At 71.5% G+C, this 22165-nt stretch carries 19 protein-coding genes; 13 read left to right on the top strand and 6 right to left on the bottom strand.

Annotation, left to right across the window (positions count from 1 at the left end):
• The first annotated feature begins 225 nt into the window (after positions 1 to 225).
• From ID574_RS62555 to ID574_RS51740, 3 genes are all read left to right on the top strand, one after another.
• On the top strand, positions 226 to 471 hold the full coding sequence (locus ID574_RS62555; RefSeq protein WP_188196469.1) for a styrene monooxygenase/indole monooxygenase family protein: 246 nt from the start codon (positions 226 to 228) through the stop codon (positions 469 to 471).
• Positions 375 to 911: a hypothetical protein gene (locus tag ID574_RS51745; protein ID WP_188196522.1), complete on the top strand. Its 537-nt coding sequence runs from the start codon at positions 375 to 377 to the stop codon at positions 909 to 911. Before ID574_RS62555 ends, ID574_RS51745 begins: the two co-directional genes overlap by 97 nt.
• A 65-nt stretch (positions 912 to 976) precedes the next feature.
• Complete coding sequence (locus ID574_RS51740; RefSeq protein WP_188196468.1) at positions 977 to 2224, top strand: glycoside hydrolase family 18 protein; 1248 nt, start codon at positions 977 to 979, stop codon at positions 2222 to 2224.
• A gap of 40 nt (positions 2225 to 2264) precedes the next feature.
• On the opposite strand, the gene ID574_RS51735 is transcribed toward ID574_RS51740, so the two are convergent.
• Positions 2265 to 2903 carry an MOSC domain-containing protein gene (locus tag ID574_RS51735; protein WP_188196467.1) on the bottom strand — a complete coding sequence of 213 codons (639 nt, stop codon included), beginning with the start codon at positions 2901 to 2903 and terminating at the stop codon, positions 2265 to 2267.
• Positions 2904 to 2944: 41 nt separating this feature from the next.
• Positions 2945 to 3253 carry a hypothetical protein gene (locus ID574_RS51730; RefSeq protein WP_188196466.1) on the bottom strand — a complete coding sequence of 103 codons (309 nt, stop codon included), beginning with the start codon at positions 3251 to 3253 and terminating at the stop codon, positions 2945 to 2947.
• A gap of 117 nt (positions 3254 to 3370) precedes the next feature.
• On the opposite strand from ID574_RS51730, the gene ccmA reads away from it, so the two are divergent.
• Positions 3371 to 3997 carry a heme ABC exporter ATP-binding protein CcmA gene (ccmA, locus tag ID574_RS51725; RefSeq protein ID WP_188196465.1) on the top strand — a complete coding sequence of 209 codons (627 nt, stop codon included), beginning with the start codon at positions 3371 to 3373 and terminating at the stop codon, positions 3995 to 3997.
• A 238-nt stretch (positions 3998 to 4235) separates the two neighbouring features.
• Positions 4236 to 5747, top strand: coding sequence for a DUF6297 family protein (locus ID574_RS51720; protein WP_188196464.1), 1512 nt, complete (start codon positions 4236 to 4238; stop codon positions 5745 to 5747).
• A 51-nt stretch (positions 5748 to 5798) separates the two neighbouring features.
• Here the strand turns inward: ID574_RS51720 and ID574_RS51715 are convergent, their stop codons facing one another.
• On the bottom strand, positions 5799 to 6290 hold the full coding sequence (locus tag ID574_RS51715) for a GNAT family N-acetyltransferase (RefSeq protein WP_223167965.1): 492 nt from the start codon (positions 6288 to 6290) through the stop codon (positions 5799 to 5801).
• 66 nt (positions 6291 to 6356) lie between these two features.
• Between ID574_RS51715 and ID574_RS51710 the strand changes: the two genes are divergently transcribed.
• Together ID574_RS51710 and ID574_RS51705 are read left to right on the top strand one after the other, a co-directional pair.
• On the top strand, positions 6357 to 6653 hold the full coding sequence (locus ID574_RS51710) for a hypothetical protein (protein WP_188196463.1): 297 nt from the start codon (positions 6357 to 6359) through the stop codon (positions 6651 to 6653).
• On the top strand, positions 6650 to 7066 hold the full coding sequence (locus tag ID574_RS51705) for an acyl-CoA thioesterase (protein ID WP_188196462.1): 417 nt from the start codon (positions 6650 to 6652) through the stop codon (positions 7064 to 7066). The genes ID574_RS51710 and ID574_RS51705 overlap by 4 nt, the downstream gene beginning before the upstream one ends.
• Positions 7067 to 7069: 3 nt before the next feature.
• Here the strand turns inward: ID574_RS51705 and lepA are convergent, their stop codons facing one another.
• A complete protein-coding gene (lepA, locus tag ID574_RS51700; protein ID WP_223167964.1) occupies positions 7070 to 8899 on the bottom strand; it encodes a translation elongation factor 4 in 1830 nt (609 codons plus the stop codon).
• 55 nt (positions 8900 to 8954) lie between these two features.
• On the opposite strand from lepA, the gene ID574_RS51695 reads away from it, so the two are divergent.
• The 6 genes from ID574_RS51695 to ID574_RS51670 all read left to right on the top strand — a co-directional run bounded on the left by ID574_RS51695 (position 8955) and on the right by ID574_RS51670 (position 17738).
• Entirely contained in the window at positions 8955 to 9950 is a 996-nt protein-coding gene (locus ID574_RS51695; protein ID WP_188196460.1) for a glycoside hydrolase family 18 protein, read from the top strand.
• A 138-nt stretch (positions 9951 to 10088) separates the two neighbouring features.
• Positions 10089 to 10358 carry a 30S ribosomal protein S20 gene (rpsT, locus tag ID574_RS51690; RefSeq protein ID WP_188196459.1) on the top strand — a complete coding sequence of 90 codons (270 nt, stop codon included), beginning with the start codon at positions 10089 to 10091 and terminating at the stop codon, positions 10356 to 10358.
• 178 nt (positions 10359 to 10536) lie between these two features.
• Positions 10537 to 13566 (top strand): ABC transporter permease, encoded by a 3030-nt coding sequence (locus tag ID574_RS51685; protein ID WP_188196458.1) that lies wholly within the window; start codon positions 10537 to 10539, stop codon positions 13564 to 13566.
• 2 nt (positions 13567 to 13568) lie between these two features.
• Positions 13569 to 16133, top strand: a complete 2565-nt coding sequence (locus ID574_RS51680) for an FtsX-like permease family protein (RefSeq protein WP_188196457.1) — start codon at positions 13569 to 13571, stop codon at positions 16131 to 16133.
• Positions 16130 to 17056 (top strand): ABC transporter ATP-binding protein, encoded by a 927-nt coding sequence (locus tag ID574_RS51675; protein WP_188196456.1) that lies wholly within the window; start codon positions 16130 to 16132, stop codon positions 17054 to 17056. The genes ID574_RS51680 and ID574_RS51675 overlap by 4 nt, the downstream gene beginning before the upstream one ends.
• Complete coding sequence (locus ID574_RS51670) at positions 17046 to 17738, top strand: ABC transporter ATP-binding protein (RefSeq protein ID WP_188196455.1); 693 nt, start codon at positions 17046 to 17048, stop codon at positions 17736 to 17738. Before ID574_RS51675 ends, ID574_RS51670 begins: the two co-directional genes overlap by 11 nt.
• A gap of 90 nt (positions 17739 to 17828) precedes the next feature.
• On the opposite strand, the gene holA is transcribed toward ID574_RS51670, so the two are convergent.
• Both holA and ID574_RS51660 read right to left on the bottom strand, forming a co-directional pair.
• Positions 17829 to 18812, bottom strand: a complete 984-nt coding sequence (gene holA, locus ID574_RS51665; protein ID WP_188196454.1) for a DNA polymerase III subunit delta — start codon at positions 18810 to 18812, stop codon at positions 17829 to 17831.
• Between the two features lie 659 nt (positions 18813 to 19471).
• Complete coding sequence (locus ID574_RS51660) at positions 19472 to 21784, bottom strand: ComEC/Rec2 family competence protein (protein WP_188196453.1); 2313 nt, start codon at positions 21782 to 21784, stop codon at positions 19472 to 19474.
• Positions 21785 to 22165: the final 381 nt, after the last annotated feature.

Genomic DNA, 22165 nt, shown 5'->3' with positions numbered 1-22165 from the left:
CCTCGCCCTAAAGAGGCGAGAATTCCGGAACCGCTTGCGCGGCCCTGGTGCTTGGCGCTTCACAGACCGGACAATCCCGAAGTCTCCACGCCCTGAGACGACCGGCCCGGCCGCCTGTAGTGCCATGTTGATCTCACTCGACGGTTTGGTTATCGCACACCCGTTCGATCGATTCCGACTTTAGCGCCTCTCCGGCCGTGCCGCCATTGATTCGCTGAGCTCATCGTGGTGGCGGCGGGGCGGCACGCGGTGGCGGAGCTGTTCCCGCGCGATCCCGCGCGCTCGCCGTACGACGTGCCGCAGCGCAGGCTGTTCGCGGGCGTGTTCCATGGCGTGCGACCGAGCACGACGCTCGGCTACGACATCTCGCCCGGATGGACCCGGCAGGCGTCGGGCCCGCGCTGCTCGCGACGATGGCCGAGCACGCGCCGCGCCTGCGCGAGCAGATCGACCCGGCCGAGTTCGGGCTGACGGGGGCCGAGGACGCGCTGCGGGGCGCGGTCACGCCGACCGTGCGCGAGGCGGTGGCCAAGCTGCCGAGCGGGCGTGTCGCCCTGGCGATCGGCGACGCCTGGATCACCGACGACCCGCTGACCGCGCAGGGCGCGAACGTGGGCTCGGCCTGCGCCTGGATCGCGGCCGAGTCGATCGCGGCGGACGGGCCGTACGACGTGGCCTGGGCGCGCGCCGTCGCCCAGCGGATGTGGGACGAGGCGGCCGGGCCGGTCACCGAGTGGACCAACGCGTTCCTGCGGCCGCCGGCCGACCACATCATCGAGTTGCTCGCGACCGCGGCGACCCGCGCGGAGGCCGCCGACCTGATGGTTGAGCTGTTCTCCGACCCGGCGGGCAACTGGGCGGTGCTGTCCGACCCGGACGAGGTCATCCGGCTCGTTGACGCCATGGTGTGAGGGCTCTACGATCGCCTCAACTGATAGGAAAGTTTCCTATCAGTTGAGGCTTCTCGGAGACACTCGTGAAGAGAAAGATCCTGATCACGCTCTCGCTCCTGCTCGGCTTCACGGCGGTCTCCGTGCCGGCCGAGGCCCACACCGGATTCAAGCGGGTCGCGTACTTCATCCAGTGGGGCGTCTACGGCCGCGACTACCACGTCAAGGACGTGGACGCCACGGGCGCCGCGGCCAAGCTCACCCACCTCAACTACGCGTTCGGGTTCGTCAACGCCGAGGGCTCCTGCTACTCGGCCGACCCGTGGGCGGACTGGCAGCGGCCGGTGCCGGCCGAGCAGAGCGTGGACGGCGTGGCCGACGCGCCCGGCCAGGCGCTGAACGGCAACCTCAACCAGCTGCGCAAGCTCAAGGCCAAGCACCCGGGGCTCAAGGTGCTGATCTCGCTGGGCGGCTGGACCGGCTCGAAGCACTTCTCCGACGCCGTGCTCACCGCCGAGTCGCGGGCCGGCCTGGCGCGGTCGTGCATCGACCTCTGGCTGCGCGGCAACCTGCCGGGGCTCGAACCGGGCGCGGGGGCCGGCGTATTCGACGGCATCGACCTGGACTGGGAGTGGCCGGGCTCGTCCGGGGCCGAGGGGAACGTCATCCGGCCGGAGGACAAGCGGAACTTCACGTTGTTCGTGGAGGAGCTGCGGGCGCAGCTCAAGGCGTACTCGGGGGCGGCGCAGCTCACCGCCTTCCTGCCGGCCGCGGCCGCCAAGATCGACGCCGGGTTCGAGGTGCGGCGGGTGTTCCAGGCGCTCGACTTCGCCACCGTCCAGGGGTACGACCTGCACGGCTCCTGGGAGCTGCAGACCGGGCACAACGGCAACCTGTTCACCGACCGGCGCGACCCGAACCCGGTGAAGTACAGCGTCGACCAGACCGTCCGCGACTACTTGTCGCGCGGGGCGCCCGCCCGCAAGATCGTGGTCGGGGTGCCCGCGTACGGGCAGGGCTGGACCGGCGTCACCGGGGGCGGCGACGGCCTCTACAAGCCCGCCACCGGGCCCGCCCCCGGCAAGTGGGCCCCGGGCAGCGAGGACTACAAGGACCTGGTGAGCAAGCCCGGCAAGCGTTACCGGGACCTGCGCACCGGGACGTTGTGGCTCTACGACGGCAACGAGTTCTGGTCGTACGACGATCCGGCGGTGATGGTGCAGAAGGCGGCGTACATCCGGCTCAAAGGGCTGGGCGGGTCGATGATGTGGTCGATCGACCAGGACGACTCCCGCGCCTCCCTCACGTCGGCGTTGTACTCGGTCCTGCGCTGAGAACAGGCATGAGAACCGGCGGCCGGGTAGAGCCCCCTCCCTACCCGGCCGCCTCCACGCCGAGCACCTTCTCGGCCATCTCGTCCCATCGGCGGTCATGCCCGGGGACGGCGAGGATCCGGCGCAGCGCGTCCCTGTCCCCGTGGCGGGCCCGGAACCAGTCGGCCACCGTCACGCCGGCCTCGGGCCGCGAGACGATCTCCACCTCGTCGCCGGCGCCCAGCTCGCCCAGCTCGACCACCCGCAGGTAGGCCCCCGGACGCGCGGCACCGGTGAACCGCTTCACCCATCCCGGCCTGTCCATCCAGTTGCGGAACACCACGCACGGCGTGCGGGGCCCGGTGACCTCCAGCACGGCGCTGCCCACCCGCCACCGCTCGCCGATCATGGCCCCGTTGACGTCGACGCCGGAGGTCGTGAGGTTTTCTCCGAACCGGCCGTTGCGCAGGCCCTCCCCGAGCTCGCCCTCCCACCACTCGTAGTCTTCGCGGGCGTAGGAGTAGACGGCGTGGTCGGGAGCGCCGTGGTTTTCCTTGTCGGCGCGCTCGTCACCGGCCAGCCCGTTGGCGTGCACCTCCACGCGATGCGTGACCGCCTGCTTGTCGATCGCCGTACGCCCCATCTTCCCGGCCCACTCAGCAACGACCGTTTTGCCCACGTTTACGGAGAGAATGCGCATATTTGGACGGTAGCCGAGCACCACTTCGCTCAGCGACACCTTTATCGGCCCCGCACTTCGCCCGAATTGAGCTGGGACTCATCGTCGAACCCGGCGAGCTCTAACAACGCCTCCAACGCCGCCTGCCGGATCTCCTCGACCGAGTCACCCCGTTCGCCGAAACACTCGGCCGCCACGTCCAGCAGTGCGGTGACGACCGCGGCGTCCGGATAGGGCACGTCGACCAGCACCGTGCCGTCATCCCCCTCCTCGCCGGCCGCGTCCAGGTGGCGCCTCAGCAGGCGCCTGGCCTCCTCGGCAACAGCGACCCCCAGCACCGCGGCACGCTCGAATCGCTCAGAAGCAATCACGTCACCCTCCAGTCGCACAGGTGTTCGGAAGAGAAGGTAGACGACGCCACCGACAGAATCCCTTGCACGCACGGGACTCGCGCGCGCCGGGCGGGCCCGGCTCGTTACACTCGAACGGTGTACGACTTGATCATCAACGTTGAGGACCTCACGGTCGAGCTCGGCGGCAACCCCGTGCTCCAGGGGATGAATCTGACCGTGTGCGCCGGCGAGACCGTGGCCGTGGTCGGCCCCAATGGATCCGGCAAGTCGACGCTGCTGCGCTGCCTCGCCGGGCTCCAGCCCGCCGCCTCGGGCGAGGTGCGGGTGTTCGGCGAGCCACCGGCCGACGACGGCCCCTTCTGGCGCCGGGTCGCGTTCCTGGCCGACGAGCCGGCTTGGTATCCGGGGCTCACCGCGCGCGAACACCTGGAGTTGATGGCGGCCGTGCACCCCGAGGCTCGCATGACGGTCGAGGCGGCGTTGGACGTGTTCGCCCTGGCGGAGCGGGCGGACGCGGCGCCGCTGAACCTGTCCACCGGCCAGCGCCAGCGCCTCTCGCTGGCCGCCGCCCTGCTCAGGCCCAGCACGTTGCTGCTGCTCGACGAGCCGGAGCGCGGCCTGGACGCCGATTTCCGCGCCCGGCTGGCCGACCTCCTCGACGCGTACACCGATGAGGGCGGCACGGTGCTCATGGCCACCCACGACCCGGGCCTGGCCGCCCGCGCCCGCCGGATCGCGCCTTCGCCGGGTGTGGCCGCATGACCGGGACCTCCGAGATCGGGCTGCGGCAGCCCGCTGGACGGATCCTCACGAAGGACGGCACGCCGATGACGCCTGGACGTGTCGAAGGCAGCCCGGCCCATCGGCTCCGGCGAGGCCTGAGGGCGTCATCGGCAGAGCGTCGATCACGGCAGGGTGCGAACACCCCCGGCCGAACCCGCCGACTGCCGCGGGGGCACGGGCGAGCCGCCGGCAGCGCGTCGGGATCGGAGGCCAGGGGATGACCGAGTCCGAGATCAGCGTGCGTTCGGTGCGGGCCTTCGTGCGCTCGCGCAGCCGTACGCGCTCCAGCGCCGTCGACCGCTACGTGACCGCCTTCTGCGTCGCGATGTTCCTCGCCGTGCTCGGCGACCCGCTCTCCGGCGTGCTGGCGGGGCTGGCCGGGCCCGCCGATCCCGCGCGCATGGGCGCGGGGGTGGCGCTGATCGCGATGGCTTTGACCGGCTTCCTGGCGGCGGCCCGGGCCGCCGGGCCTGTGATGTTGTCCGCCCCCGACGCGTCCTGGCTGCTGCTGTCGCCGCTGGATCGGCGGCGTCTGCTCGGACGGACCGGACGGGCGCTCGTCCTGGTCGCCGTCGTGGCGGGGGCGGTGCTCGGGCTGGGGATGCTGGCGGTGCTCGGCGCGCCGGACCGGCTCGTGTGGCGGCTGCTCGGTGCGCTGGTGCTGGGCGTCTCGGCGAGCGTGGGCGGGATGGCGCTGGCCGTGCTCGGGCAGGCGTCCCAGTCCTGGCAGGTGTGGCTGACCGCCGCGATGGCCGCGCTGCTGGTGCTGGCGGTGGTGGCCGTGAGCGGGCAACTCCGCACGGTGCTGGCCATCGCCGCGAGCGCGCCCCTGCCCGCGGTGGCGGCCGCCGCCTCCGGCGCCGCCCTGGTCTCGGCCTTGCTGGTACGCCAGGCGTGGGCATCCCTCGACAAGATCCCCGCTCCCGTCCTCGTGACGGCCTCGACCCGGGCGGGACACGTGGCGAGCGCGGCCGCCGGCGTCGATCCCGGGGGGTTCACGTGGATCGCCGAGGACAACCACTGGCGGGCCAGGAAGCTCACCTCCCGGCGGTGGCCGTCGTTGCCCGCGCCCTTCGCTCTGGCCTGGCAGGACTGGCGCCGCCTGGCCCGGAGGCCGGGGCGGCTGGCGACCATGTTCGCGGCCGTCGCGCTTCCCGCCGTGCTGGCCCAGGCAGGCGGCTCTCCGGCGGCCCTCGGGGCGGCCGTGCTCGTGGGCGGGCTGGCGGTGGCGGCGGCGAGCACGTCGGGCGCCCGCCGCGACGGCGACAACCCCGCCCTGGCCAGGCTGATCGGCGTGGGCCGCCGCCCGGCACTGGCGGCCCGCGCCCTGCTGCCCGCGTTGCTGAGCGGCGCATGGACGACGATGGCGCTGGCCGGCCTGACTCTGGCGGGAACCGGGGCGGGGATCGGAGCGGGCTCCGAGTCGTGGTGGCTGTTCGGGCCGTTGGTCGCGCCTGCTCTTGCGGCGGGTGCCCTTCGGATGGTCAGGCGGAGTCCGGTCGACCATTCGCTCCCCGTCATCGAGACGGCCGGCGGGGCGATCCCGCTCGGGCCGGTGCTCTGGGCGGCCACGGGCGTGGACCTGGCGCTGATCGGGTGCCTGCCTGCCGCGATCGCGCTCACCGCTCCCTCTGCCGAGATGGGGGCGTTCCTGGCGGCCCAGGCCGTGACCGGCCTGGCGGTGCCGGCCGGCTATGTGTGGCGGGCGAAAGGGCGCGCGGGCGGCTGAGAGCCCTCCACAGGCCCCTGAGAGCCCTCCACAGGCCGCTGAGGCGCCGTTTCAGGCGACGTACACGTCGCTCGGCACTCCCCCGTACGGGATCGTGCGGTCTTTCCGCATGCCCGCCCGCTCCGCCACCTTTCGTGACGGCGCGTTGACGTCGCGGATCACCGCGACGATCGGCCCGAGCCCTTTGCCGAGCCGCAGCGCCGTCTCGACCAGCTCGAGCGCGTACCCGTTCCCCCATGCGGACGGCCGGAACCGGTAGTAGAGGTTCAGCACCTGGTCACCGTCGACGACGGCGTGGCGCAGGCCGCCGAAGCCGATCACCTCCTGCTCCCCCAGCAGCCGCACCGCCCAGTAGCCGAGCCCGCGCTCGGCCCAGTCGGCCAGCCACAGATCCAGCATGGCCCGGCTGGACGTCAGGTCGGGGGAAGGGCCGGAGGGATTGTACACGCTCGTACGCGGATCGGAGTGAAGCTCGTGCACGGCCGCCAGGTCGCCGGGCGTGACGCGAGATAGAAGCATTCGCGCCGTTTGCACCACTTCCATGCCTTCAGCGTAGCCGTTACGATCGATAGGCAATCGCTACCAATCGATAGAGCGATGGAGCGGCAGATGGACGTACCGAAGATCCAGGCGGCGCTGCGGCTCCTCGCGCGCGGGCTGGAGGAGCTGGCGGGCGCGCTCGGCGAGCAGGCGGAGGCCGGCGAGGACGAGCGGACGGCACGCGTCATCCGGGAGTGGGGACGGCGCGGGCTCACCCAGAAGGAGGCGTCCGAGCTGTTCCAGAGGAACGGGTTCGCCCCGCAGACCACGGGCGGATGGGCGCGCGGCGAATGGGTGGAGATCGGCGACGACGGCCTGCGCTACCTCACCGCCAAGTCACACGCCTGGCTGGAGGACCGATCATGACGTTCTCGGTGCGCATCGCCGTACGCGGCTACGAGCTCGACGCGCAGGGCCACGTCAACAACGCCGTCTACCACCAGTACGGCGACCACGCCCGCTGGGAATGCCTGCGGGCCGCGGGCATCTCCGTCGACGACCTGCTGAGCGGCGGCATCGGCCCCGTCACCCTGGAGAACACGATCCGCTACCACCGGGAGCTGCGCGGCGGCGACGAGGTCGACGTGACGTGCGTGTTCGAGTGGGGCGAGGGGCGGACGTTCCGGGTCAGGCAGGAGTTCAGGCGCGCGGACGGCGAGCTCGCGGCCGAGATGACCGGCGTCGGCGGGCTGATGGACCTCCGTGCCCGCCGCCTGCTCGACGACCCCAAGGCGCGCTGGCGCTCGCTCGCGCGGACGCCGGCCGTGCTGGGGCTCTGAACGCTACTTCTTGGCCTTGTCGGCGCTGGAGTCGGTGGACAGCGCGGCGACGAAGGCCTCCTGGGGCACCTCGACGCGGCCGACCATCTTCATCCGCTTCTTGCCTTCCTTCTGCTTCTCCAGCAGCTTGCGCTTACGGGAGATGTCACCGCCGTAGCACTTGGCCAGGACGTCCTTGCGGATGGCGCGGATGTTCTCGCGGGCGATGACCCTGGCGCCGATCGCGGCCTGGATCGGCACCTCGAACTGCTGCCGCGGGATCAGCTCGCGCAGCTTCTTCGCCATGTCGACGCCGTAGGAGTATGCCTTCTCCTTGTGGACGATCGCGCTGAACGCGTCGACGGGCTCGCCCTGCAGCAGGATGTCGACCTTGACCAGGTCGGCCTCCTGCTCGCCCGCCGGCTCGTAGTCGAGCGAGGCATAGCCCCGGGTGCGCGACTTGAGCTGGTCGAAGAAGTCGAAGATGATCTCACCGAGCGGCAGCGTGTAGCGGATCTCGACACGGTCTTCCGACAGGTAGTCCATGCCGAGCAGCTGGCCGCGCCGCCCCTGGCAGATCTCCATGATCGCGCCGATGAACTCGGCCGGGGCCAGGATCGTGGACTTGGTGACCGGCTCGAAGACCTGCGCGATCTTGCCGCCCGTCGGGAACTCCGACGGGTTGGTGACCGTGAGCTCCTTGCCGTCCTCCATGACCACGCGGTAGACGACGTTGGGCGCGGTCGAGATCAGCGACAGGCCGAACTCCCGCTCCAGCCGCTCGCGCACGATCTCCATGTGGAGCAGCCCCAGGAAGCCGACGCGGAAGCCGAACCCGAGCGCGGCCGAGGTCTCCGGCTCGTAGACGAGCGCGGCGTCGTTGAGCTGGAGCTTGTCGAGCGCCTCGCGCAGCTCGGGGTATTCGTCGCCGTCGATCGGATAGAGCCCGGAGAACACCATCGGCTTCGGATGCTCGTAGCCCGCCAGCATCTCGCCGGCCGGCTTGGCCGCCGAGGTGACGGTGTCACCGACCCGCGACTGGCGCACGTCCTTGACGCCGGTGATGAGGTAGCCCACCTCGCCCACGCCGAGGCCCCGGTCGGAGACCTTGGGCTCGGGCGAGATGACGCCGATCTCCAGCGTCTCGTGGGTGGCCATGGTGGACATCATCAGGATGCGCTCGCGCTTGCCGAGGTGCCCGTCGATGACCCGGACGTACGTCACCACGCCGCGGTAGGTGTCGTAGACCGAGTCGAAGATCAGCGCCCGGGCGGCCGTGTCCGCGTTGCCGACCGGCGCGGGGACCGTCTGGACCACGTGGTCGAGCAGCTCGCGCACGCCCTCTCCGGTCTTGCCGGAGACCTTGAGCACGTCGGACGGGTCGCAGCCGATCAGCCCGGCGAGCTCCTCGGCGAACTTCTCCGGCTGCGCCGCGGGCAGGTCGATCTTGTTGAGGACCGGGATGATGTGGAGGTCGGCGTTCATGGCCAGGTAGAGGTTGGCCAGCGTCTGCGCCTCGATGCCCTGGGCCGCGTCGACCAGCAGGATGGCGCCCTCGCACGCCTGCAGCGATCGCGACACCTCGTAGGTGAAGTCGACGTGCCCCGGCGTGTCGATCATGTTGAGCACGTGGCCGTCCCATGGCAGCCGCACGGCCTGCGACTTGATCGTGATGCCGCGCTCGCGCTCGATGTCCATCCTGTCGAGATATTGAGCGCGCATGGAGCGGTCGTCGACCACGCCGGTGATCTGCAGCATCCGGTCGGCAAGGGTCGACTTGCCATGGTCGATGTGCGCGATGATGCAGAAGTTGCGGATCAACGCGGGGTCGGTCTGGCCAGGCTGAGTGCGCACCGAAGTCCGTTTCGACAGGGTTGAGGTCAAGCGTCTTTCATGGTGACATGCCCGGGTGATTGCCCGAACCGTCATCCGCCGCGGCCTGCGCCTGGTCGCGCTTGCCTTGGCCGTCGTGGTCGCGCTGGTCGGCCTCCTCGCCGCCGCGCTCCGCCTTCAGTTTACCGGTGCCCCGGCGGCCTGGGCGAAGAGCACCGGCAACGACGCCCTCTGGCTGGGACACATGTGGGTGGACGGCCGCCGCACGGAGCGCGACGTCGAGCGGCTCGCCGTACGGCTGCGCGCCACAGGGGTCAAGGACGTGTACGTCCACTCCGGCCCCTTCGAGTGGGACGGCCGATTAGACCCCGCCAAATACCCCAACGCCGGAAATTTCGTGAAATGGATGCATAAGAACCTGCCCACCGTCCGCGTCTCCGCCTGGCTCGGCCAGGCCGTCAAGAACGGTCTCGACCTCGACGACCCTGAGGCCCGCGACAACGTCCTGGCCGGCATCGCCGCGATCATGAAGCAGGGCTACGACGGCATCCACTACAACTTCGAGCCCATCGGCGACGGCGACACGGAGTTCCTGGACCTGCTGGAGCGGACCAGGCAGCACACGAAACTCCTGTCCACGTCCGTTCCCCAGATCGAGCCGTACGCGGGCATGCGCCTGGCCGCGAGGGCGATCCTGGGCCACGACAAATACTGGTCCGGGGGCTATTTCGAGCAGGTCGTGAGCCGCGTCGACCAGGTCGCCATCATGACGTACGACTCGGGCACCCCGGCTCAGTCGCTCTACGGCGGCTACGCGGCCAGGCAGGCCGAGCTCGCCCTGGGCATGGTCCCCGAGGAGAAGCACCTGTTCATCGGCGCCCCCGCCTACCACGACCACGGCCTGCCCTGGCTCGACGCGGCCGAGAGCGTGGCGATGGCGGCGGAAGGCGCCCGGCTGGCCCTGACCGAGCACGGCCGCAGAGAACGCTTCGGCCTGGCGCTGTACGTCGACTTCGCCGCCACCGAAGAGGACTGGCGGGAGTACATGACCCGATGGATGACCGTACACTGACGAAGAACAGACCCTTTGCCCAGGCCGTTGATTTGAGCAGCCACCTGGGTTATTGGTAACCTGTTCAACTGCGTGTGGCGCGCCCTCTCTCTAGCCCGCGCGCCCCATCCATCACCAGACTTTCACCGAGGCTTCTTCGTGGCGAACATCAAGTCCCAGATCAAGCGCAACAAGCAGAACGAGAAGGCTCGTCTGCGCAACAAGGCGGTCAAGTCCTCTCTGAAGACGGCCGTCCGCAAGTTCCGCGAGGCCGCCGAGCAGGGCGACGTCGAGCAGGCCCAGGCGCTGCAGCGCGCCGCCGCCCGCCAGCTGGACAAGGCCGTCAGCAAGGGCGTCATCCACAAGAACCAGGCCGCCAACCGCAAGTCCTCGATCGCCAAGCAGGTCGCGGCTCTGGCCGCCAAGTAGGACTCGCAGCACCGACGCCGCATCCCTAGGGGTGCGGCGTTTTTGTTGTCTCCGCGTTTTGTCACGATTTCGATATCACATGGGCGTATCGGGTGCGTCACCGTTGCCGAGATCACCTTGCCCACCGTCCGGCCGCTCGCTGATGGTGCACTAAACGGCCTGTGGCGAAGGGGGACGGATGCGGGCGCCGTTGGTCGTCAAACGGGCGTTCAGCGAGCCGATGCTCCTCCTGGCCGCGTTCGGGTCGATCCTGCTGGCCACCACCACGCTGGTCGCGCTGGCCATGTACGCCTCCTCCATCACCGACGCCGGCGTCCGCCGGACGATGGAGACGGCCTCCTACCGCCAGAAGGCCGCGACCGTCACCGCCCAGGTCACCGCCGAGACCTTCGTCAGGTACGACCGGGCGGTGCGCGACGAGCTCACCAGGGCCTACTCCGCCCCTCCTGCCGTCGCCACCAGCCTCCGCTCAGACTCGTACGTCATGCCGGGGCAGGACGGCAAGGAAATGCCGGAGCTGCTCAGGTTCGGCAGCCACGACGGGCTCGACCGGCACGCCAAGCTCGTCTCGGGCAGCTGGCCGCGGACCGGCGGATCGCCGGTCGAGGCGGCGATCTCGCTGGAGGCGGCCTCGGCCACCGGGTTCGAGGTCGGCGGGGAGTTCACCACGAAGGGCCGGCTCGACCCGCGCCCGGTCACGGTCCGCGTCGTCGGCGTCTTCCAGCTCGACGACCCCGCCGGCGAGCGCTGGGCGGGGGAGCCGTTGCTGAGCAGGGGCGTCGAGCGTGGCGAGTTCGCCACGTACGGGCCGCTGATGGTGGCGCGGGAGACGTTCATGGCGCGCTTCGCCACCAACGTCAGAGCCACCTGGACGGCCGAGCCCGACCTGAGCAGGCTGACGCCCGAGCGGCTGCGCCCACTGGCGGGCGCGGTCGGCGGGGTCGGCGAGCGGCTGACGGCGGCGGGCTGCGTGAGCTGTGTGGCCGCCAGCCGCCTGCCCGAGATCCTCACCCAGCTCGACACCGCGTCCCTGGTGGCCCGCTCCACCATGCTGATCCCGGTGCTGCAGCTGCTGTTGCTGGCCGCGTACGCGCTGATGCTCACCGCCCGGCTGCTCGCCGACCACCGCCGCATGGAGGTGGCGCTGCTGCGCTCGCGCGGCGCCGGCACGGTCCGCCTGGCGGGGCTGGCCGGGGCCGAGGCGCTGCTGGTGGCGCTGCCGTGCGCGGTCGTCGCGCCGCTCCTCGGGCCGCCGCTGCTGGCGCTGGTCAACCAGCTGCCCTGGATCAGGGCCTCTGGGGTGCGCCTGGCGCCGTCGGCCGATCTCGGCACGTTCCTCGTGTCGTTCGGGGTGGCCCTGGCCTCGGCCGTGCTGCTGGTGCTGCCGGCGTTGGCGGGCGCGCGGCGCACGTACGTGGAGGAGCAGTCGGCGCGCGGCCGCGGGGTGCGCGGGCTGATCGAGGGGGCGGGCGCGGACCTGGCGCTGCTCGCGGTGGCCGCGCTGGCGATCTGGCAGCTGCGTCGCTACGGCGCGCCGGTCACCGTGACTGCGGCGGGAGGGCTCGGCATCGACCCGCTCATCGTCTCCGGACCCGCGCTGGCGCTGCTCGCGGGCGGCATGCTGGGACTGCGGCTGGTGCCGCGCGTGTCGCGGGCGACCGTGCTGCTGACCTCCCGCAGGCCCACGCTCGCCCCCGCGCTGGGGGCGTGGCAGGTCAGCAGGCGGCCGCTCACGTACGCCGGTCCCGCGTTGCTGCTGACCATGGCGATCGCGATCGGCATCGTGTCCATGACCACGGCCGCCACCTGGCGGGCCTCGCAGCTCGACCAGGCCCGCCACCAGGCCGGGGCCGACCTGCGGCTGTCGGGGCCGCCGGACGCGCCCGAGCTGGGGTCGCTGGGGCGCGGCACGGCCTTCAGCGCGCTGCCCGGCGTCACCGCGGCCTCTCCGGCCTTCCGCGGGCAGACCGAGGTGAGCGGCGAGAGCGCGGTGCTGCTCGGGCTCGACGCGGCCGCGCTCGGTGAGCTGTTCCACCTGCGTCCCGACCTCTCGGCGCAGACGGTCCCGCAGATCTCCCGGGCCCTCGTCGGAGGTCAGGTCGCCGGGCTGGAGCTGCCCGGACGGCCTCGCACGCTCGTCGTGCGGCTCGAGGCGGGCGCCGACGTGCCGGCGCGGCTGGTGCTGTCCGACGCGCTGGGCGTGTGGCGGGATCTGCCGCTCGGCCTGCTGCGCGAGGGCGACAACCGGATCGAGCTCGATCTGCGGTCGCTCGCGGGGCGGTCCGGCGAGATCACCTACCCGTTGTCGCTGCGCGGCCTCGTCAGCGGCGCGCCGGTCGGGCTGACCTTGACCGGGCTCGGCGCGGACGGCCGCGACGTGGCGATGCCCCGGATCTCCCGTGAGGTGCCCGACGTGATCGCGTTCGGGCCGCTGCGGAATCTGGGGCCGCTGCCCGTGGTGCTCACCGCCGACCTGGCCGCCGCGCTCAAGCTGAGTGCCGGCCAGGCCGGGCGGATCAACGTCGGCGGGCGGGTCCTGCCGGTCACGGTGGTGGGCGTCGTCGACAGCATGCCGACCGCCGCGGGCGGGCAGAACGCCGTGCTCGCCGATCTGGGGACGCTACAGGGCCACGAACTGGCCGCGGGGCAGCCGCCCAGACCCGTCACCGAATGGTGGCTCGCCGCCGCCGACACGGCGCCGGCGCGGGCGGCGCTGCGCAAGAGCCCCGAATGGGACGTGACCGCGGTCGACCGGCGCGAGCTGGAGGCCGCGCTGCGGGACGACCCGCTCGCCGGCGGTCTGCAGGGGGCGCTGATGCTGGGGTTCGCCGCGGCGCTGGGGTTCGCGCTGCTCGGGTTCCTGGTGAACGCGGCGGTCGCGGCGCGGGAGCGGAGGGCCGAGTTCGCCGTCCTGCGGGCGCTCGGGACCAGCTCCCGGCAGATGTTCGGGCTGCTGGCGACGGAGCAGGCGTTCGTCATCGGGCTGTCGCTGGCGGCCGGCACCGGGCTCGCCGTGGCCGTCGGGAGGCTGGTGGTGCCGCACATCGTGCTCACCGGGCAGGCGGCGGCGGTCACGCCGGGCGTGCTGCTCGACATCCCGTGGGCGGCCACGGCCGCGATGCTGGCGCTGGTGGCCGGGGTGCTGTTCGCGATCGTCGCCGGGCTGGCACGGCGCCTGCGGCGCGGGCACGTCTTGGAGGACAGGTGAGGATGCCTCTTCCCGTCCGTGAGCACGTGGGCACGCTGGCCGTGCTGGCCGCGCTCACGGCGGTCGCCTGCCTGCTCGTCTCCGGGCTGCCCAGGGCGATGCAGGCGTCTTTCGACCAGGCGCTGCGCCGGGCGCTGACCACCGCCCCCGCCGTGCAGGCCGACCTGACGGTGGCCGCGGAACCGTACGCGCCGACCGAGGACCTGCACGAACGCGCCGCCTTCGAAGCCCGCGGCCGTCACTGGCGCGAGGCCCTCCCGGCGGCGCTCCAGCCGCTGGTCACGACCACCGGTCACATGAGCGCCAAGACCGTCCGCACGCCCCTCACCGGGACCGGCGGCGCAACGTACGTCAACCTCGGCTGGCTGTCCGACGCCGACCGGCGGGTGAACTGGGTGCAGGGCCGGGCGCCCGGCCCGCCGTCCACGACCCGCCACGAGGGCGCCAACATCCCCCTGATCGAGGTGGGCGTCGTGGACGAGGCCGTACACCAGATGGATCTCCGGATCGGGCAGACCAGGACGCTGGGCGAGAGCGACTACGTCGCCGTGAAGATCGTCGGGGTCTTCAAGGCCAAGGACCCGCGCGACCGCTACTGGACCCACAACCCCGACGTCCTCCACGTCACCAAGCAGCTGACGCGGGACGGCACCATCGAGCTCCACACCACGACGCTGATGTCCGACGCGGGGCTGGCCGCGCTCAGCAGCGCCTCCCGCCACCTGACGTACCGCTGGGTGCTGCCCGTCGACGCGCGGGCCGCGAACGCGCTCGACGTGCCGCACCTCAGCGCGGCGGTCGAGGACCTGCGCCGGCTGGTGTCGGTCCAGGTGGTGAGCACCACCCCGCACCGCCTGGACACCGGGCTGCCCAAGCTGCTCGGCGACTTCAGCGCGGCGCTGGCCACCGCGGAGACCGTGATGTACCTGGTGCTCGGCGGGCTGCTCGCGGTCGCGATCGGCGTGATCGTGCTGGGCGTGCGGCTGCTGACCGACCGGATGGACCACACGCTGGGGCTGGCGCGGGCGCGCGGCGGGTCGCTGCGGCAGGTGGCGGGCGCCGGGGCGGCGCTGACCGGGCTCGCCGTGGCGCCCGCGGCCCTCGCCGGGTACGCCGTGTCGTTCCTCGTGCCGGGACCGGTGCTCCTCGTGGTGCACGTCGGCCCGGCGGTCGTGGTGGTCGCGGCGGTCGGGTTCGCGGTGGCGCGGGTGTCGCTCGCGCATCGTACGCCGCTGCGCGAGCGGCGCGACGACGTGGTCGCCGCACGGCCGTCCGTCCGGCGGATCACGCTGGAGGTGCTGGTCGTGGCGCTGGCGCTGGCGGGGGCGTACCTGCTGCGGGCGCGCGGCCTGACCCGGGATCCGTTCCTGTTGTTCGTGCCGGTCGCGCTGACGCTCGCGGCCTCGCTGATCACGTTGCGCTGCTACCCGTACCCGCTGCGGCTGCTCGTCCGGCTGGCCGGGCAGGGCCGTGCCGCCGTGCCGTTCCTGGGGCTGACCAGGGCGGCCAGGGCGCGCTCCGCCAGCGGGCTGCCGGTGCTGATCCTGCTGCCGGCGCTCGGGGTGTCGGTGTTCGCCGCGGTGATCTCCGACGGGATCGCGACCACGCAGCGGCTCGCGTCCTGGCAGCAGGTCGGCGCGCCGATCAAGGTGACGTCGCTCGGGATCATCTACCCCTCCCTCGTCGAGCAGGTGCGCGCATTGGACGGGGTGGAGGAGGTGGTGGTCGCGCAGACGGGGCGCGTGCAGCTCGGGTACGTCGCCGAGTACGCACAGGCCGTCGCGGTGGACGTGGCACAGTGGCGGCGGCTCGTCGCCGGCGCGCCCATCGACCTGCCGGAGCTGTCCGGCGGCACGTCCGCGCTGGTCTCGCCCGAGCTGCGGGGGCGGGGCACGTTCGAGATCGGGTGGCAGTCGCGGATGCGGCTGACAACCCAGGGAGTGATCGACTCGGTCCCCGGGTTCCACACCGACGGCAAGTTCATCCTCATGCCTTTGAGCGCGCTCCCCCGGCCTGAGGTGAACACGTTGCTGATCAAGGGTGACGCCTCGCCCGCCGAGCTGGCGCGGCTGGTCCCGCTGGCGACCGTGGACACCCAGGAGCGGGCGCTGGCCGCCATCCGGGAGGATCCGCTGACCGGCACGGTCCGCTCCACGCTGATCGTGGTGACGGTGGCGCTGGGGGCGTACGCGCTGGTGGCCGTCATCCTGTCGCTCGTCGTCGGGGCCGCCGACCGGGCCAGGGCGGTGTCGTTCCTGCGTACGCTCGGGCTGTCGGACCGGCAGGCGCGGCGCCTGACCGTGCTGGAGGTGCTGCCCATGGTCCTGGTCACCTCACTGGCGGGGCTCGCGCTGGGGCTGGGGCTGCCGCCCGCGCTGGGGCCCGGGGTGGACCTGTCCGCGTACGCCGGGGACCTGCCCGTCGGCGACTATTCGCCCGATCTGCTCACGCCCGCCGCGCTGGCGGCGGGGCTGACCGTCGTGGCCGCGCTCGGCGCGTACGCGCACACCGCCATCGCGCGCCGCCGCAGTCTCGGCGCCGAACTCCGAGTGGGAGACTCTTCATGAACCCGACCCTGTCCGAGCTGGAAGCCAGGGCCGCGCGGAAGAAGGCCGCGTTCGGCGGCGACGCGCACATCGTGTGCGACAACCTCGTCCGCATCTACAAGACCGAGGGCGTCGAGGTCGTCGCGCTGCAGGGCCTGGACCTCGTGATCGACGAAGGCGAGCTGGTCGCCATCGTCGGGGCGTCCGGGTCGGGCAAGTCGACGCTGCTCAACGTGCTGTCCGGGCTGGACGTGCCCACGGCCGGGGTGGCGAGGGTGGCGGGCATGGACCTGCTGTCGATGACCCCGCGCGACCGGCTGCGCTACCGGCGGTCCGTGGTCGGGTTCCTCTGGCAGCAGACGGCGCGCAACCTGCTGCCGTACCTGACCGCCCGCGAGAACGTCGAGCTGCCGATGCGGCTGGCCGGCGCCGCCTCGAGGAAGGGGCGGGCCATGGAGCTGTTGGAGCTGCTGGGCGTGGACTCCTGCGCCAACCGGAAGGCCACCGAGATGTCGGGCGGCGAGCAGCAGCGCGTCGCCATCGCCGTCGCCCTGGCCAACTCCCCGCAGCTCGTCCTGGCCGACGAGCCGACGGGAGAGCTGGACAGCGAGACGTCCGAGCTGGTGTTCCAGGCGCTGAGGACGGCTAATCGGGAACTCCGGGTGACCGTGGTCGTCGTGACGCACGACCCGCTGGTGTCGGAGCAGGTGGACCGGACGGTGGGCATTCGCGACGGGCGTACCAGCAGCGAGACGCTCCGGCGCGAGGACGCCGAGGGGCGGATCATCGCCGAGGAGTACGCCGTGCTCGACCGGGTGGGGCGGCTGCAGCTGCCCCGCGACTTCATGAACGCCCTCCGCATGGAACGCCGGGTGCGTCTGGAGCTCGAATCCGACCACATCGGCGTGTGGCCCACCCGAGAGGAGTCCTCTGATGAGCAGTGAGCCCCTGGTCCTGGTCGAAGGGCTGCGCAAGGTCTACCGGACCGGCCCCAGAGAGGTGGTGGCGCTGCGCGACGTGTCGTTCTCCGTGTTCCCCGGCGAGCTGGTCGCGGTCAGAGGGCGGTCCGGGTCCGGCAAGACCACCCTGCTCAACCAGATCGGCGGCCTGGACCGGCCGGACGCGGGGCGGGTCGTCGTGTCCGGGCACGAGGTCACCGCGATGCCCGACGAGGCGCTGCTGGAGCTGCGCCGGGACGTGGTGGGCTTCGTGTTCCAGTCGTTCGGCCTGATCCCCGTGCTGTCGGCCGCGGAGAACGTCGGGGTGCCGATGCGGCTGGTGCGGATGCCGGTGGACGAGCGGGAGGAACGCATCCGCCTGCTGCTCGCCCTGGTGGGGCTGGAGCAGCATGCCAATCAGCGGCCGTACGAGCTGTCGGGCGGGCAGCGGCAGCGGGTGGCGATCGCCAGGTCGCTGGCGAACCGGCCGCGTCTGCTGGTGGCCGACGAGCCCACGGGGCAGCTGGATTCGCAGTCCGGGCGGCAGATCATGGAGCTGTTGCGGGCGCTCGTACGGAGCGAGGGCGTCACAGCCCTGGTCGCCACCCACGACCCCAGCCTGCTCACGCTGGCCGACCGCGTGCTGGAGATCAGCGACGGCGCGGTGCGGGAGGCCGCACTCACCTGACGGCACGGGGACCACCGTAACCGCGAACGGAGATGAGCTGATAGCGCACGCAGCAGCACCGCCATATGCCGGTCATGCCGGTCGATCTCTTCATCTCCCCGTACGACTGGCCACGATGACCTGCACCGTGTGCTCCAGCGCGTACGCCGGATCGGCTCCCCCGCCCTTGACCTGCTCATCCGCGTCGGCCACCGCCTGGATGGCCCTCGACAACCCCTCCGGCCCCCACCCGTTGAGCTGCCGCTTCACCCGATCGACCTTCCACGGCGGCATGCCGAGGTGGCTGGCCAGTTGCCCGCCCCGGAGGTTGCGCGGCGCACTGCCGACCTTGGCCAGCGACCGCAGCCCTCCGGCCAGAGCGCTCACCAGCAGCACCGGCGCGACCCCGGTGCCGAGCGCCCACCGCAGTTGCTCCAGAGCCTCCGCCAGTCGTCCCTCGATCGCCGAGTCGGCCACATTGAAGCCGGTGACCTCGGCCCGTCCCTTGTGATAGCGCGCCACCGCCGCCGCACTGATCGTCTTGTCCTCTGTGTCGAACGCCAGCTGACTGCACGCCGCCGCCAACTCCCGCAGATCGTTGCCCACGGCGTCGAGCAGCGCCTGCGCGGCGTCCCCGGAAATGCTCCGCCCAGCCCGCTTGAACTCCCCCTTGATGAAGTCGAGCCGCTCCCCCGCCTTGGTGACCTTGTTGATGGTGATCACCGCGGCCTTGGCCTTCTTCACCCCATCGACCAGCGCCTTGCCCTTCACCCCGCCGGGATGCACCAGCACGAGCACGGTGTCGTCGGACGGCTGCTTGGCGTAGGTCACGATCTCAGTGATCACGTCCTTCGCCAGATCCTGCGCCGACCGGATCACCACGACGGAGCGATCGCCGAACAGCGACGGCGAGGTCAGCTGCGTCAGCTCACCGGCCGTCACCTTTCCGCCCAGGAGATCGTGCACCTCGGCACTCGGATCGGCGGCCCGCGCCGCCGCCACGACGCCGCTCGCCGCCCGCTCGGCCAGCAACTCCTCGTCGCCGAGAACCAAGGTCACAGGTGCTGGATCGCTTCCCGCCATGTCTCGCAGCATGCCACGTCCCACCGACGACCTGGTACTCGACGACATCACGGCACCCTATATGGGTTAGGTCCGGCAGCTACGAAATCGGTTAAGGTCGACCAGCTCTGGAGGAGTCATGCCTGGACGGCTCCTCAAGCCGGAGCGGCTGCAGGACCGTGATCACAAGTGGGCGCTGCTGCACGATCTCCTCGCCGATCCAGCCCCCGAGAGGGATGGCCAGGCCCCGAGCTGCGGCTGGCCATCCCTCTCGGGGCGGCGACGGAACGGAAAGTCGTTCCTGCTGGAGGCATTCAGAGAGGCTGTGGGCGGGCTCTATCTGATCCGGACCCTGCCGCCAAGCAGGGGCACGAGCAGGGGCATCGGCTCGATGACGCGGTCCTCGCCCTCTTGCCCCTGGACCGCTTCCAGCCCGACGTCGTCGACGCCGCCCAGCGCCGCCGCGACGTCCTCCTGGTGGGCATCGGCGCGGTGTACGGGGACGGTCCCATCCAGAGCCTGACATGACGTGTGCCAGGGTTGTGTGACTGATGTGCTGTAGGTCGACCAGAAACGCAAGTGTTCCAGCAAGATGCACGCGAGCCGAAGCCGTACGAGGCGGTTCGGCGGCACTCCGGGATACGAGCGGCTCGGGCGCCGGCGTGACCAGTCTCTCGCCTGTCCACTGCCGTCTACAGTCCCCGTGTGACCACAGCCAATCCTCCGTCACGCTCCACGACGGCGATATCTCCTGACTGGTCGGTGCGATATGCGGTGGCGCCGAGGCGCTGAAGGAGGGCGAGCGTGGGCGGGGCCGGATGGCCGTAGTCGTTGTCGGCGCCCACGCTGATCAAAGCCACCCGCGCTCCGAGTGAGGCCAGGAAGGCGGGCGACTGCCGGTGGGATCCGTGGTGCGGGGTCTTGAGGATGTCGGCTCGTACGGGCGCACGGCGCAGCAACTCCTCCTGGGCCTCCGTTTCCAGGTCACCGCCGAGCAGGATCGACCCCGCACGCCAGCGTACGTGGAGCACCACGCTGGCGTTGTTGATCGCGCTGCCCTCTCCCTGCCCCTGTATCTCGATCATGGCGGGATCGGGGGCGAGCACGGTCAGCTGTGACGGGCCGAACCGCCAGCCGGTGCCCGGCACCGCCGTCCATTCAGGTATCCGCCGCTGCGCCAGGGTGGCCGAGGCGTGAGCTGCGGATCGGGCATCGTGCCGGTGCGGGCTGATGACCACGGCTCCGACGCGCCGGTTCCTGAGGACCCCCGGGAGGCCGTCCACGTGGTCGGCGTGCGGGTGGGTGAGGACGAGCAGCGGTACGTCATCGACACCCACCCTGTTCAGGCACTTGTCCATGGCGACGGGATCGGGTCCGGCGTCCACCACGACGCCCTGCCCAGGCCCGGCCGCGACGATCATCCCGTCGCCTTGCCCGACGTCGCACATCACCATCAGCCAGCCCTTGGGCGGCCAGGGGCCGGCGATGGGACGGATCACGAGGACGGCGACCAGCGCGGCGCTCGCGATCGTCAGCGCCATCGTCCGCCACGCGCGGCGGCGCAGTATGGGGATCGCGACGGCCACGGTGAGCCCGAGCAGGCCCAGCCCCAGGAGGCCGCTGGGCCACGGCAGCGTGGCGAAGGGCAGGTCGACGGCCCACCCGGCCACCCTGATGATCCACCCCACGGCGTACCCGGCCGGGATGACGAGAAGGCTCGCGGCCTCGGGCCACGGCGGCGCCACGAGCGCGGCACCGAACCCGAGCAAGGTGGCTGGGGCCACCGCCGGTGCCACGAGCAGGTTCGCCAGCACCGCCACGGGCGTCAACTGTCCCGACATCAGCACGAGAACAGGCGTCACGGCCACCTGTGCCGCCGCCGGCACGGCCACCGCCTCGGCCACCCAGCGCGGAACCGGTATCCGGCGCGACGTCCCCGAGCCATCACACGGTGGTTTCTTGGCGTCACGGCATTCGCGGTCACCGCGGCCAAGCCCCGGTTCTCGGTGGTCATGGCTCTCTCCTGAGGATGTGTCGCGTTCTTCCTCCTCGGATTGAGTGCGCGACAGGCGGTCGCGCCAGCGGGGAGCCAGGACGAGGATGCCGGCGGTGGCCGCGACCGAGAGGGCGAAGCCGTAGGAGCGGGCGAGTTCGGGCGCGAACAGCATCAGCAGCAGGACCGTTGCCGACAGTGCCGCCAGGCCGTCCCTGGCGCGGCCTGTGCCGAGCGCGATGGCCGCCACCAAGCCCATGATGAGGGCTCGCAGGACGCTCGGGGACGGGCGTGCCACCACGGCGAACGCGATCATCGCGACGGCGGCGAAGCCCGCTCTCATCGGCAGGGAAAGGCCGATCAAGCGGGAGATCGCCAGGGCCGCGCCCGCGACGATGGCCAGGTTCGCGCCGCTGACGGCGTGCAAGTGGTTCATCCCCGCCTCCCTGAGGTCGGACGCCACCTGGGGATCCATGCGGGAGACGTCGCCGACGACCAAGCCCGGGAGGAGTCCTCGCTGATCGGGAGGCAGGACGTCGGCGGCGGCTCGCAGACCGGATCGGAGGCTGCCTGCGACCGTCTGGAGGTCGGACGGGGGCGTGAGGACTCGTGGTGGGCCTCGGACCAGGAGGATCGCCGCCACCAGATCGCCTGGAGTCGGTCGTGCCAGGCGACCGGTGACTTCGAGATGCTGGCTGGGGAGCAGGGCACTCCAGTCGCGACCGCTGGCGAAGACGGTGATGGGGACGTTGACGGCTTGCCTGCTGTCGGCCATCTGGATGGTTTTGAGCGTGGCCTGTACTACGTAGCTTTCCTGGTGGAAGTGTCCGGCTCTGGGTGGTCTGCGCTTGGGGTCGTCGGTGAGAGCGATCCTGGCGGTGATCGATGCGCCCTTTGCCGCCAGTTCGGTCGCCGGTCCGGAGGTGAGTGCCTGGACCCGGAAGGCGACCGACGCCGAGGTCGCGGCCACGCAGATGAGGGTGGCGATGACGGCATTGCGCCATATGGTCATCACGACCAGCGAGCGCGAAAGCCGCGCACCCCATTGAGGAAGCCTCCGTAGCCGCCGCCTTTCCGCCTCGGTGGACGGCATCTGCCAACTCCACTCGGTGGACGACACCCGCCCTTGCAACTCGGTGGACGACATCCCCCCTTGCAACTCGGTGGACGACGTACTAGCCGCCTCGGTGGTCCATGTCCGCCGCGTGTTCGGTCGGGGGGCGGACGGGCGAGTGCACCACGCCAGGGCGGAGGCCGCCAACGCTGCGCACATCGCCACGATCATGCCTACGGAGGCCGTGCAGCCGAGGAGGATCAGGGCACTCGTCCAGGCCGCCAGGGCGGGGAGGGTGAGAGGCCAGGCGTGCATGCGGTCGGACGGGTCCGGATCGCT

This window comes from Nonomuraea sp. SYSU D8015 (assembly GCF_008065375.1).
Classification (GTDB): Bacteria; Actinomycetota; Actinomycetes; order Streptosporangiales; family Streptosporangiaceae; genus Nonomuraea.
The sequence above is the reverse complement of the archived record's forward strand: the minus strand, read 5'-3'. Positions and strand labels throughout refer to the sequence as shown.

Excerpts from the sequence above, each read along its gene's own strand:
- ID574_RS51745 (WP_188196522.1), top strand. The coding sequence starts at position 375 with ATGGACCCGGCAGGCGTCGGGCCCGCGCTGCTCGCGACGATGGCCGAG.
- ID574_RS51735 (WP_188196467.1), bottom strand. The coding sequence starts at position 2,903 with ATGCGCATTCTCTCCGTAAACGTGGGCAAAACGGTCGTTGCTGAGTGG.
- ID574_RS51720 (WP_188196464.1), top strand. The coding sequence starts at position 4,236 with ATGACCGAGTCCGAGATCAGCGTGCGTTCGGTGCGGGCCTTCGTGCGC.
- ID574_RS51715 (WP_223167965.1), bottom strand. The coding sequence starts at position 6,290 with ATGGAAGTGGTGCAAACGGCGCGAATGCTTCTATCTCGCGTCACGCCC.
- ID574_RS51710 (WP_188196463.1), top strand. The coding sequence starts at position 6,357 with ATGGACGTACCGAAGATCCAGGCGGCGCTGCGGCTCCTCGCGCGCGGG.
- ID574_RS51705 (WP_188196462.1), top strand. The coding sequence starts at position 6,650 with ATGACGTTCTCGGTGCGCATCGCCGTACGCGGCTACGAGCTCGACGCG.
- ID574_RS51685 (WP_188196458.1), top strand. The coding sequence starts at position 10,537 with ATGCGGGCGCCGTTGGTCGTCAAACGGGCGTTCAGCGAGCCGATGCTC.
- ID574_RS51680 (WP_188196457.1), top strand. The coding sequence starts at position 13,569 with ATGCCTCTTCCCGTCCGTGAGCACGTGGGCACGCTGGCCGTGCTGGCC.
- ID574_RS51675 (WP_188196456.1), top strand. The coding sequence starts at position 16,130 with ATGAACCCGACCCTGTCCGAGCTGGAAGCCAGGGCCGCGCGGAAGAAG.
- ID574_RS51670 (WP_188196455.1), top strand. The coding sequence starts at position 17,046 with ATGAGCAGTGAGCCCCTGGTCCTGGTCGAAGGGCTGCGCAAGGTCTAC.
- holA (WP_188196454.1), bottom strand. The coding sequence starts at position 18,812 with ATGCTGCGAGACATGGCGGGAAGCGATCCAGCACCTGTGACCTTGGTT.
- ID574_RS51660 (WP_188196453.1), bottom strand. The coding sequence starts at position 21,784 with ATGACCATATGGCGCAATGCCGTCATCGCCACCCTCATCTGCGTGGCC.